This is a genomic window from Fructobacillus tropaeoli (genome assembly GCF_001047135.2).
GTDB classification, from domain to species: Bacteria; Bacillota; Bacilli; order Lactobacillales; family Lactobacillaceae; genus Fructobacillus; species Fructobacillus tropaeoli.
In genome coordinates this window covers 64,217-76,822 of record NZ_DF968078.1, presented here as the reverse complement: position 1 = coordinate 76,822, position 12,606 = coordinate 64,217, and the positions used below count along the sequence as shown (strand labels likewise).

The 12,606-nt window shown below is 45.4% G+C and carries 9 protein-coding genes and 1 pseudogene; 8 read left to right on the top strand and 2 right to left on the bottom strand.

Going from position 1 to position 12,606, the window contains the following annotated elements:
- Nucleotides 1–957, bottom strand: coding sequence for a GMP reductase (locus tag AOQ32_RS00345; protein ID WP_059393070.1), 957 nt, complete (start codon nucleotides 955–957; stop codon nucleotides 1–3).
- 136 nt (nucleotides 958–1,093) lie between these two features.
- Nucleotides 1,094–2,383, bottom strand: a complete 1,290-nt coding sequence (locus AOQ32_RS00340; RefSeq protein ID WP_059393069.1) for an adenylosuccinate synthase — start codon at nucleotides 2,381–2,383, stop codon at nucleotides 1,094–1,096.
- Between the two features lie 208 nt (nucleotides 2,384–2,591).
- Between AOQ32_RS00340 and purB the strand changes: the two genes are divergently transcribed.
- The 8 genes and pseudogenes from purB to AOQ32_RS09115 all read left to right on the top strand — a co-directional run bounded on the left by purB (nucleotide 2,592) and on the right by AOQ32_RS09115 (nucleotide 11,247).
- Complete coding sequence (gene purB, locus AOQ32_RS00335) at nucleotides 2,592–3,890, top strand: adenylosuccinate lyase (protein WP_059393068.1); 1,299 nt, start codon at nucleotides 2,592–2,594, stop codon at nucleotides 3,888–3,890.
- 470 nt (nucleotides 3,891–4,360) lie between these two features.
- On the top strand, nucleotides 4,361–4,429 hold the full coding sequence (locus AOQ32_RS09160) for a KxYKxGKxW signal peptide domain-containing protein (protein WP_420889741.1): 69 nt from the start codon (nucleotides 4,361–4,363) through the stop codon (nucleotides 4,427–4,429).
- Nucleotides 4,430–4,441: 12 nt separating this feature from the next.
- Nucleotides 4,442–4,630, top strand: a complete 189-nt coding sequence (locus AOQ32_RS00325) for a hypothetical protein (RefSeq protein ID WP_059393067.1) — start codon at nucleotides 4,442–4,444, stop codon at nucleotides 4,628–4,630.
- A gap of 33 nt (nucleotides 4,631–4,663) precedes the next feature.
- On the top strand, nucleotides 4,664–6,187 hold the full coding sequence (locus tag AOQ32_RS00320; protein WP_059393066.1) for a DUF1542 domain-containing protein: 1,524 nt from the start codon (nucleotides 4,664–4,666) through the stop codon (nucleotides 6,185–6,187).
- Nucleotides 6,188–6,234: 47 nt separating this feature from the next.
- A complete protein-coding gene (locus AOQ32_RS00315) occupies nucleotides 6,235–7,224 on the top strand; it encodes an LPXTG cell wall anchor domain-containing protein (protein WP_059393065.1) in 990 nt (329 codons plus the stop codon).
- A 439-nt stretch (nucleotides 7,225–7,663) separates the two neighbouring features.
- Nucleotides 7,664–7,726: pseudogene (locus tag AOQ32_RS09155) on the top strand (KxYKxGKxW signal peptide domain-containing protein); the annotation flags it as partial.
- 5 nt (nucleotides 7,727–7,731) lie between these two features.
- The gene (locus AOQ32_RS00305) at nucleotides 7,732–8,130 is read left to right on the top strand and encodes a hypothetical protein (protein WP_059393064.1); all 399 of its coding nucleotides are present in this window, start codon (nucleotides 7,732–7,734) and stop codon (nucleotides 8,128–8,130) included.
- A 228-nt stretch (nucleotides 8,131–8,358) separates the two neighbouring features.
- Complete coding sequence (locus AOQ32_RS09115; protein ID WP_158531846.1) at nucleotides 8,359–11,247, top strand: DUF1542 domain-containing protein; 2,889 nt, start codon at nucleotides 8,359–8,361, stop codon at nucleotides 11,245–11,247.
- Nucleotides 11,248–12,606 lie beyond the last annotated feature (1,359 nt).

Below are 12,606 nucleotides of genomic sequence, written 5' to 3'. Positions count from 1 at the left end.
TTAATAGTCAGTTAGGACAACGTAGTCGACTGTCTTAAGGCTGTTCAAATCACGACCACCGGCATAAGAAATCGCTGACTGGATGTCTTCTTCCATTTCGGTTAAAGTGTTTTGGATAGGGCCCTTGTAAGGCACCAACAACTTGCGACCTTCCACATTGTGGGAGTGACCCTTTTGGTAAGCTGAAGCAGAACCAAAGTAAGCCTTGTAAGTCTTGCCATCCTGTTCAATCAAGTCACCAGGCGTTTCATCGTGACCGGCAAACATTGAACCGACCATGACCATTGTTGCGCCAAAGCGAATTGACTTAGCGATGTCGCCGTTGTGGCGGATACCACCATCGGCGATGATTGGCTTAGTGGCTACCTGGGCGCATTGGGCGATGGCGGCTAATTGCCACCCATTGGTTCCAAAGCCAGTCTTGTCCTTGGTGATGCAGGCCTTACCAGGTCCGATTCCGACCTTGGTTGCATCGGCACCGGCAGCTTCGATTTCAACGATGGCTTCTGGTGTTCCCAAGTTACCAACAATCAAGAAGGCATCTGGCAAGTTTTCCTTAATATAAGTCACCATCTTGATGACATAGTCGGAATGACCGTGGGCAACATCGATGGTGATGTAGTCCGGTGTGATTTGTGCTTCCTTGAATTGATCAATTAAGGCGTATTCGCCATCCGTAATCCCAAGACTAATGGACGCAATCAAGCCCTTAGATTGGATGTTTTGAACGAAGTCAAAGCGCGTTTCGGGTTGGAAGCGGTGCATCACGTAGAAGTAGCCATTGGAAGCTAACCATTCGGCCAAGTTTTCATCGATAACCGTGGCCATGTTGGCTGGCATAACGGGCAACTTGAAGGTGTGGTTTCCAAGAGTTACAGAAGTATCGGCTTCACGGCGAGACTTCAAGACTGATTTTTTAGGTAAAAGACGAATAGCATCGTAATCAAAGGTTTTCATAACATAATCTCCGTTTCTGCTGGTGCTTTAGTCTAGCAAGACTAGATTAAAGCAATATCAGCAAAGAAAAAGGCGACAGAGCTTGCAGTCCGACCATACCGGTCAGGCCGGCAGGACACTGTCGCCAAGTAGTTCTTTAGTTGCTTTCCCACAAATCAGTTAAGACGTTTGTGGCATCGCGGTCTGGACCAACGGCAAAGGTTGCCAAAGGCAAGTCAACGATTTCGCACACGCGCTTCAAGTAGTTGCGAGCGTTTTCAGGCAAGTCCTCAAGTGACTTGGCCTTGGTGATGTCTTCTGACCAACCAGGCAATTCTTCATAAACTGGTTCGCAGCGTTCCAAATCAGCTTCGGAAGCAGGGTAGTGGTCGATGACCTGGCCATCCAACTTGTAGTGTGTGGCCACCTTAACGGTTTCAAAGCCAGACAAGACATCCAAGCAGTTCAAGGAAAGCTGTGTCAAGCCAGAAACACGCTTGGCATGACGCAAAGCGACCGTGTCCAACCAACCGATTCGGCGGGGACGACCCGTGACAACGCCATATTCGTGGGCGACGTCGCGGATGGTATTGCCAACTTCATCGAACAATTCAGTTGGGAAGGGACCTTCACCAACACGAGAGCAATAGACCTTGGCAACACCAACAACTTGGTCAATCCGGTTTGGACCAATTCCGGCACCGACGGCAGCACCACCAGCAATTGGGTTAGACGATGTAACGAATGGATAAGTACCATGGTCGATGTCCAACATGATGCCCTGGGCGCCTTCGAACAAAACGCGCTTGTCGTTGTCCAAAGCTTCGTTAATTAAATAGGAAGTGTCGGCCACAAAGGGACGCAACTTTTCGCCGTATTCCTTGTATTGGTTGAAGATTTCATCAAAATCAAGGGGTTCGCGGTCATAAACCTTGGTCAAGAACAAGTTCTTCACCTTCAGTGCTTGATTTAAGCGCTTTTCCAAAACCTTTGGTTCAAGCAAATCAGCAATGCGGATCCCAATTCGATCCAACTTATCCTGGTAGGCAGGTCCGATTCCCTTGTGGGTCGTTCCAATCTTTTCTTCCTTTAAACCTTCTTGCAAAGCATCAAAAAGGGGATGATAAGGCATAATCACTTGGGCTCTTGAAGAAACCTTCAAGTTATGAACGGTGACACCGTTTTCCTTTAAATAGTTAATTTCATTAAATAGTGTTTCTGGGTTGACCACAACACCGGTACCAATCACGTTGGTGACCTGTGGCAAGAAGATTCCAGAAGGAATCAACTGCACGTGGAGTTTCTTACCATCGATGACCAATGTATGGCCAGCGTTGTCGCCCCCCGCATAGCGGACAACGAAGTCGGCCTTCTGACTCAGAAAGTCTGTAATTTTACCTTTTCCTTCGTCACCCCATTGGGCGCCGGCAATCACGATTGAAGACATGGTTTACCTCTTTTATCATTTATTGGCCATTTTTGACCAAAGGTTAGTATACGGGGAAACGTTCAGAAAATCAAGGGAAAATCAGGGATTGGTTCGGTTTTAACGTTCGGATTCTGCATAAAAATGATTTATTTAATAAATAGTTCGTATTTATACCCGAATTCTTGCTATAATACTCTTGCACGTTTGATAAAAAAGGAGAGTCATAATGTTAGACCGTTATAGTCGACCAGCCATGCGTGATATTTGGTCACTGCAAAACCAGTACCAAACTTGGTTGGATGTTGAAATTGCCATTGATGAAGCTTGGTCAAAGTTGGGTGAAATCCCAGCTGAGGATGTTGAAAAGATTCGTCAGAATGCCACCTTTGATGTTGCGCGCATCGAAGAAATTGAAGCGGTCACACACCATGATATCGTTGCTTTTACTCGGACAGTTTCGGAATCATTGGGTGAAGAAAAGAAGTGGGTTCACTTCGGAATCACGAGTACGGATGTTGTCGATACTTCATATGGTGTCCGTTTGAAGCAAGCCAATGCCATATTGGAAGAAGACTTGGAAAACTTTATTGCCGTTTTGAAGAAAAAGGCAATTGAGTACAAGGACACGGTCATGATCGGCCGGACACACGGTGTCCAAGCCGAACCAACAACCTTTGGTTTGAAGATTGCTCGTTTCTATTCTGAAATGGAACGCAACTTGGAACGCTTCAAGAAGGCCGCCCGTGGTGTTGAAGCTGGTAAGATTTCTGGTGCCGTGGGTACTTTTGCCAACATTCCACCTGAAATTGAACAGTATGTTTGCGAACGCTTAGGTTTGCACGCGCAGGAAATTTCATCACAAGTTTTGCCACGTGACTTGCATGCCGACTATATGGCTACTTTAGCTTTGATTGCTTCAAGCATGGAAGGTTTCGCCGTGGAAATTCGGTCATTGCAACGTTCTGAAATCCACGAAGTTGAAGAAAAGTTTGCTAAGGGCCAAAAAGGTTCTTCAGCAATGCCACACAAGCGTAACCCAATCGGTTCAGAAAATATCTGTGGCTTGGCCCGCGTGGTTCGTGGTCAAATGGTGACTGCTTACGAAAACATTCCTTTGTGGCACGAACGTGATATCTCACATTCATCAGCCGAACGAATGATTTTGCCAGACAGTACGTCATTGTTGGACTACATGTTGAACCGTTTCATGAAGATCATCGACACGTTGACGGTCTTCCCAGAACGCATGAAGTCAAACATGAACTTGACGCACGGTCTGATTTACAGCCAGCGTGTGTTGTTGAAGTTGATTGAAACCGGAATGGCTCGTGAAACAGCCTATGACTTGGTTCAACCTTTGACAGCTAAGTCATGGGATGAAGGCCGTTCATTCAAGGACTTGGTTGAAGGGGACAAGACGATTACTGCCCACTTGTCACAGGCAGAAATCGACGACGCCTTCGATTACCACTATCACTTGAGCCAGGTTGATAATATCTTTAAGCGCCTTGGTTTGACTGACTAAAAATTAATCTTGATCAATAAATAGGAAGTAAAATTCCGCAGGATTCTTAGCTGCGGGGCTTTACTTCCTTTTTTGTTTAATAATGATAGCCCAATGCGAAATCAGTTTCAAAGATGAAGTGGAACGAGATTATTTATTCTAAAAAGTATTACATTGTTACGAAAATAAGTGTGACTTTGGTGTTACAAAGAACTGGTGGTTTAGAAGAGCTCAAAATAATTATGAGATATATTATTGAATGATGTCTAGAATAATAATCATCCTATTATTTGGATTTGAGGAAATATTTTAGCAAAAGGGACTGCTATTAAGGGATTTTCGTTTTGGATGCTTTCATTTTTAAATGAAAAATGAATGATAAAAGATTTGAAAATCATTCTAAAAAACAGCGTAATCTTATTGTAATCATTTGAAATTTAAGCTATAATTGTATTTGTAAATCATTTTAATATTTCCTGGGGGTATCAAACGTGGAAACTAGAGTAAATAAATTTCAAGAAAGAACGCATTTCAAGATGTACAAGTCTGGAAAGCAATGATTAGTCGCCTGAATGGCAACCTTTGCTTTGGTTGGTGCGACCCAGGTCATCACTGGCCATGTACCAATTGACTTTGGACAAAATATTACGGCGCATGCGGCGGATACATCTACCAACTATTGGTTCGGTAAAAATACAGAATACTATAAGCGTTATAAGGAATTACCACAAAACTCATCGGTGCCATTGGCAACGCAATAAACTTGGGGTTATGCTAAAGGCGAAATTGTAACTTTGCAACAACAAACAAATTTGCAGTTTACTAGTTTGAATTATAATTCACAAACTGGTTTGTATACGTTGACAATTAGTATGAATGTGCCAACATTGACGACTTCTGGTGCTGGACGAACGTCTTATCTTGACTTAGGATTCTCAAATTCTTTGGCGGCAAAGACAACGGGTACACCAAGTTTGATGGCGGCGAATAATCTGCCTGGAACGTTGACACCTGGCGATAATGGTGTCTATAGTAATCAGTTTAACGCTGGTACCTATGTCGGAGGTACATCAACAATTTCAATTCAGATTAACCCTGTCAAGATTCAACAAGATGATGAAATCTCAGTAATGTATTCGTCTGATACTAGAACGACTGGTTATCACGCCATCTTCTCAACGGTTCGGACGATGGGTTATAACGATTTCGGTTTGAAGTTTAACCAAGCGCTGATTAAACAAATGCAGCAAAACTCAACGAATGCTATCACTAATTCAAAATTGTCGGATAAGCAAAAAGCGGCTGAACAGGCTAAGGTTACTGCAGTCACAACTGACGATGATTTTGTTAACAAGTTACAAGATATTGATAAGGAGGTAGCGGCTAAAAGCGCGGCAAACGCTGTCCCAATTGACCAGCAATGGGCAACTGCCTTGCAACAATATAAGGACGCTCACAATGTCGACAAGATTTTAAACGAAATTGCCAATGATTCGACGTTGACTCAAGCTCAAAAGGATGCTCAATCAAAACAGGTTAACGATGCTGTTGCGGTTATTAAAGGTAACTTAGATAAAGCAACAGATTCTGATGATGTGGCCACTGCAATCGCGGATACATCGCAAGATAACGCCATTGCAACGGCTTACCAACCAGGAACTTCTTTGGCAACGCAAATTAAGAATGCCCAAGATGCCATTGACGCCCAAGCAGCAAAGTCAAAAGCATTGGTTGATAATAATACCACCTTAACGGATGCCCAAAAGTCAGCTCAGAAGAGTGCAATCGATACAGTTGCAACCACTGCTAAGAATAATATTGGGGCTAAAACAAGTGCCTATGATATTAATACAGCACAAGCTGCTGGTATTAAGAACTTAACTGATTTGGACACGGCAAGGCCGGCATTCTATACCACGTTGACAAATAAGGCTAACAGTGCCATTTCGACTATTAACAATGACCAAAATTTGACAGATGCTGACAAAGCGACACGGATTGCTCAAGTTAATGATGTGTTAAAGAAAATTACCGACCAAATTGATCAGGCGACCGATGCGACGACTGTTAATAACTTAGCTGGTAGCACTGATTTGGACAACGCCATTGCAACGGCTACTTCAGATAATGGGGTAACCCTTGTTGCCACCCAGCGTGATAACGCTAACAAGCAAATTGATCAAGTTGCGGCGGAAACTAAGGCGAAAATCAGTGAGGATAAAAACCTGACAACACAGGAAAAGGCGAACCAAACGGCTAATGTGATAAGGCCGTTTCAGATGCTAAGGCAGCCATTGAAAATGGTTCAGCTTAGGTAATCGCCGATACGGTTTCCAAGACACAGGGAACAATTGCTGGTAGCTATGTGGCTGGAAAGCCATTGCCTGACCGGCAAGAGGATGCTGAAAAAGCCTTGCAAACCACAGCTGACGCAGCCAAGAGCAATTTGGATGCTCAGGTTGCTCAGGCAAATAATGATATTAATAATAACAACTACTTGACGGATGCTCAAAAGGCTGCCCAAAAGCAAGCTCAAAATGATGCTGTTGACGTTGCTTTGAAGCAAGCTGTTATCGATGTTGATAATGGTCAGGATGTTCCAACGGTTAATGGCATTCCAGATGGTTCAACCGCTGTTAAGGAAATTAACCAAGGACACGTTACTGCAACGAAAACGCCTACTCAACAAGAAGAAGATTTGAACGCTCAGATTGATGACCAGGCTTCTAAGGTTAAGGCTGACGTTGATGCTGATGTGACCCTTAAGGCCGCCGAAAAGGCCGCTCAAAAGCATACCATTGACAGTTTTGTTGCTGAAACGAAGGCCAAAATTGCTGGATTAACGAAGTACCAAGACCGTTTGGATGTGGTCAATCAAGCTTTGGATGCCCCTAAGAATCTTCACCAGCAAGGTAAGCCATTGGCTGAACACAAGTCTGATGCTATTGCAGCCATCGATCAGAAGGCCGCTCAGATTCGGACGCAAATCGCTAATGATAGTCGTTTGACTCAAGCACAAAAGGAAGTGGACTACCAGTTGGTAGCTGATGCAGTTGCTAAGGCTAAGGCCCAAGTTAACGCTGCTTTGAACGCTGACGAAATTGCTGCTGGTTTGGATTACGGTACGGTTCAGCTTGAAGCTGCATACCAACAAAAAGTCCAGGAGCAATATGCTGAAAAGCAACCAACGACTCCTGAAACGGTCGTACCAACTGTTAAGACGGCTCCTGTTTTGCCACAAACTGGTGAAACAGAAAAGAACCATGAAGGAGCACTTGTTGCTGAAGCTTTGGTAGCTTCCGTAGCCGGATTCTTCCTTTCGAAGGTGAACAAGCGTCGTCAAGACGAAAAGTAAACACATCGAAGAGATTGAAAACAATTTCTAAGGTGATAAAGCGAAGTAGCACACGAAATGTGTGTTGCTTCGTTTTTTTATGCAAAATTTTACGGAAGATTGATTGTAACATGATTATTGAAGGCGACTTGTAGCAGCGTCAGATTGACAAAATTTTATATGTTTAGACCCAAGTAATTTAAAATAAGTCAGTGAAAATAGCTGTTAAAAGGATTGGAAATTTTTTAATTCATTTGTTGTTCAAAAAGTTACTCAAAAGGGACTAAAGTCTTGTTTAGAGCGATTATGAAACATTTTGATATGATTATTTATTTAATTTTTTAAACAAAACGTCGGTTAAGCGCCTTTAAATCAGGGTGTGCGCTTTTCTTTTCTAGATAAACAGGGTACAATAAGCCTGTATATACTTTGTTTCAAATGTTGAAAAGAGGTGTGGCACATGTTGAATTACCATGAAAATATTATTACAAAACAACATTATAAAATGTATAAAGCAGGGAAAACTGGTTGTTTGCAGCGATTACTGCCTTTACTTTGGGTGCCGGGGCCTTCGCGGCGGCACCGATTTTAAATGTGAATACAGCAAGGGTAGAAGCGGATTTGCAATCTTACCCGCAAGCGGGTTGGAAGGAAAATGCTGATTCACGTAATAACGGTTATGTCTATTATCAAATCCCGTTCGATTCTTCCTATGTTTCGCCAACACAATCCCAGGTAGAACACTTTGACAGTGACTTGGATGGCGCAATTGGAAAGTGGACTGATTTACCTTGGATTTCGCGGGCGGCAGCTGCAGCGAGAGTGAATGAGTCAGTTGATGTCCAACTCCGGAATGTCTATGTCCGGCGGATTAACGGTCAAATAACCTATACCATTGTTCCGAATGTGACGCTTTTGTATGTTTGACCACTGGCTCCGTCTAGTGGGCGCAATAACTCAATTCAACCACTTTTTAATGGGGTTAACCCGATTAACGTGAAATACACCCCTGATGCAGGGGTGTATGGGCAGGTAATTGTTCTGCCGGTCCCTAGTAATACCCAGGATATGGGCAGTAAAAATTCACTGAGTGTTGCTTTTGAGCCAAGTTCTGGAAGAGATTTTCCCAAATATACCTTTAATAACTTTTTTGTCTTGAGAACATTACAACAGGTTAATGACCAACGGGCTGCTGATATCAAGAACGCCATCACGAGCTTAGGCGGCTTTGGCCCTATTACAGCTGAACAAAAGCGGGTTAATGCTCTGATTGATCAGGATCCAACCTTAACAATTGGCGAAAAAGCACTGCAGCAAGCCCGGATAACCTCGGCCGTATCGAATGCTGAACAAAACATTAGTACTGCGCAATCGACCGCAGACTATAACAAGGCGAGGGATGCTGGAATTAAGGCAATCAATGCCTTTTATCAACCAGGCGTGAGCTTGCCCGATCAACGTCAAGCTGCTAAGGGGGTTATTCAGGCTAAGGCAAGTGTGACTATTAATCAGATTGGGATTGGGACTGACCCGACTTTACTACAAAGTGAAAAGTACCAAGAAACCGCGGCAGTTTCGGCTGCGATGAATGCGTTGTTTGCCAAGATTGACGCTGCTTCTGATGCTGATAGCATTAATAAATTAGCTGTTGATCCAAGCATTGAATCACAAATTGTCAAGGGCTGGACCCCTGGTGATCCAATTCCCAAGCAACAAACAGCTGCAGTTGGTCAGATTAACACGAATGCCCAAACAGCCATTGACCAAATTAATCAAGACCCCACTCTTGAAAGTGGACAAAAACAAAATCAAATTGCTCAGGTGAATGCTGCCAAGCAAGCAGCGTTAGATGCTGTCACTGCGGCAGTAACAGGTAATACCTTTCAAACGGCTGATTTGATTGCGGCCCAGGTAAAAGCTTCAACCACCTGGAATTCCTTGCACACGGTGGGGAAATCCATCCCAGACCGACAAGGTGCTGCCAACATTGAAATTAGCAATTTGGCTAGTGATGTCAAGCAAAAGATTGATCAGGACGCCAGCTTGAACAATGCCGAGAAGGCTCAGGAGAAGCGGAATGTGGATGTCGGCGCCGGGATTATTCTGGGTAATATTACCAAGGCTCAGACGGCCGATGCCATTATTTTAGCCAAAAATGATGAGACCGACCGAGCAGCGATTGCCAATGCCTATCAACCGGCCAAGATTACTTTACCAGACCAAAAGAACAATGCTAAAAAGCAGATCAGCCAGTGGGTTGGCCAGGTAACTGCGACGATTAATGCTGATGCGACGTTGATTCAAGATGATCAGGATAATCAAATCAGTAGCCTCAATGCCTTGGCTAAGCAAATGAACCAAGATATCGATAACCAGGTGGATGCTCAACATTTGCTTGATTTGATGGCAACAGAACAGGGAAAGTTCCAGGCGGTGCATGTACCCGGTACAGCTCTTGCTGACCGCATAGCATCTGCTCAAGAGCAAATTAAGAGCGAAGGACAAAAGATATCTGGACAGATTCAAAATGATGTGACCATTTTGGAGGCTTCACGGACTCAACAGTTGAAAAACGTTGCCCAATACGTGGCCAATGTCATCACTAGTATTAGTCAACAGCCAAATGCCGAAGGGGTGAAACAGGCAGTCGCTCAAGCAATTCGCAATATTGATTTGGTCTATACTCCAGGTTTATCACTACCAACTCAACAGCGGAATGCTTTGAACCAATTAACTCAGAAAGCCGAAAGTACCAAGACAACGATTGAAACGGATGCTGCCTTGACTCAGGCACAGCAAGCATACCAAAAGGGTTTGATTGACCAAATTGTGACGGCAGCTCAGGCGAAGATTGCCCAACAACAAACGGCCCAAACGATTTGGGATGCGGAAGCTCAGGCCGAACAGAATGTTGTGTCCCAGTATGAACCAAGCGCCAATATTCAAGCTGCCCAACAGAGCGCATTGTCTGCCTTAGACCAGGCTAACCAGCAAACAACGAGTAAAATTCAAACAGAGCCAACGCTTTCCCAGGCCGAAAAGGACCAAAAATTAGGGGATTTGGCGACGGCTTATTCGAGTGCGCAAAAATCCATCCAAGGCGCATTGACGGCAGCCAGTGCCACGGCTGCCGGTCAAACGGGGTCTAGCAACCTCCAGGCAGTCTTCCACACTGGAATGGCCGTTTCTGACCGACAAAATGTGGCCAAAGCTGATTTGAACCAAAACTTATCTGACACGAATACGGCCATTAGCCAGGATGTGACCTTGACGAATGCTGTTAAGCAACAGCAACAAAAGGCTGCCCAGGACGCTTATAACCAGGCATTGATTGCCTTGACGGCTGCGAAAGCTGCCCAGGATATCCTTGACCAAACAGCCACAGGCAATAGCAATATTGCTGGTGCTCACGTTAGTGGCTCAAGCTTGACCAGTCAACGGCAGGCGGTTCAGGCTTTGCTTGATGGCGAAAATAACCAAGTAGCCGGGGCGATTAATGTGGATGGCACTTTAACTACTGCTGACAAATCAGCACAGGCTGACAAATCAGCACAGGCTAACAACTTGGCAGCTGCTTATCAGCAAGCCAGTCAAGCGCTGTCTGCTGCCCAGGATGCCCAGGCAATCCTTGATGCGAAGCCGACTGGGTTAGCGAACATTGATCGTACCCACACGGCTGGTGTTGGTGTTGACCAGCAGAGAAAAACAGCCCAGTCCGCCCTTGATTTGGAAAATACTCGGATCCAGGGCTTGATTAACAATGATAAGACCCTGCTCAACAGTGAAAAACAAGCCGAATTGGCCCAGTTGCAGGCTATCTATCTCCAGGTACAAGCCGGCCTGAACCAGGCCAGGCTGCGCTGGCTGCTGATCAAGCCTCAGACGCACAAAGTATTTTGGATGCACGGAATGCGGCCATTGAGAAGATTGATGGCAGCCATGTTCCGGGAACTGATTTTTCTAGCCAATTACAGGCGGCCATTTCAAGCTTACAAGATAAGCATACTTATATCATTCGGGCGATTCGTGCCGACAAGACTTTAACAACGGCTGATCAGACTCTGCAGGTTGGCAACGCTGACACCGCTTTTCAGACTGCCCAGAGTGCGGTTAATGCTGATGCGGATGCCCAAACATTAGCCGACGATTTGGCGACCGGTCTGACTAATATTGCAGCCACTCATCAGGCTGGAACGGCCGTGGCCGACCAACAACAGGCCGCTGTTAGTGTTCTGCAAGGGCTTGCTAAGCAGGCAGTGACGGCAATTAATACGGATATCACCCTGTTGACCAGTCAGCAGCAAAGCCAGGTTAGCCAGGTTAACCAAGCTCTGGCAAATGCTGAGGCAACCATTCAGGCCGACGATAACGCTCAGGTCATTCAAAACGATCAAGCGACGGCTACTAGCCAAATCAACGCTATTCATACGCCCGGTCAAGCTCTTGACCAGCAGCAAGCCAGTGCTTTGGCCCAGTTGGAAACAACCAATGACCAAGTTTTGGCGGCAATTACGGGGGATGTCACGCTGACGGACACGGTTTCGTCCCAGCAAAAATCAGCCTTGGCCACTGTCTATACAAGCGCCCAAGACCAGCTTCACCAAGCAACCAATGCACAAGCGGTTGCTGACCAGTTGGCCCAGCAAACGACTAATTTGCAAGCCAGCTACCAGCCTGGTGACACGATTGCTAATCAAATTGCCACTGCACAAAGTAATTTGAAGGCCGTTCAGGACGGTTTGGAAAATGATATTCAAGGCGACGTAACGTTGTTGGATGTTGAAAAAGCCAGTCAGTGGGCTCAGGCCCAAAGCGATTACAAGAAGGCCCAGGCTTCTTTGGCCAAGTTGACGACTGCTCAGACGATTTTAGACCAGTTCAACCAGGCGAAAGGTCAATTAAATTCCGACCATGTGGCCGGTGTGGCCCTTGACCAGCAACAAAGCAATGCTGTTGCCGCTTTGACCAGTCAGTCCAAGCAAACGAAGGCTGATATTGCCGCTGATGCAACCTTAACAACGGCGCTTCAAATTGCTCAAGGTCAGGCTGTTGACCAGTCAAATGATACCTACGCCACACTGATTGGCCAGGCGACAACTGCTCAGGCCGTGGCAGATCAAAAGGCTACCGATTTAGCGGCCATTAAAGCGGACCACCAAGTAGGTGAGGCCGTTTCGATACAGGCCCAGGCTGCCATAGCCGCCCTGACCAAGTTGGCCAGTCAAATTGCCAATGCTATTAGTCTCGATGCGACATTGACAGATCGTCAAGAGGCTAGTCAGCGTGCTCAGGTGCATGCTGACCTGCAAGAAGCGCAAAAAAAGCTGCAAGGTGCACAGACAGCTCAGGCAGTAGCTGATTTGCAAAACCAGTACCAAGAGCGGCTAAATGCCGACCATCAAA

Bases quoted from the DNA above. Each gene is read 5' to 3' on its own strand.
- AOQ32_RS00325 (WP_059393067.1), top strand. From the start codon at position 4,442: ATGGCAACCTTTGCTTTGGTTGGTGCGACCCAGGTCATCACTGGCCAT.
- AOQ32_RS00345 (WP_059393070.1), bottom strand. From the start codon at position 957: ATGAAAACCTTTGATTACGATGCTATTCGTCTTTTACCTAAAAAATCA.
- purB (WP_059393068.1), top strand. From the start codon at position 2,592: ATGTTAGACCGTTATAGTCGACCAGCCATGCGTGATATTTGGTCACTG.
- AOQ32_RS00340 (WP_059393069.1), bottom strand. From the start codon at position 2,383: ATGTCTTCAATCGTGATTGCCGGCGCCCAATGGGGTGACGAAGGAAAA.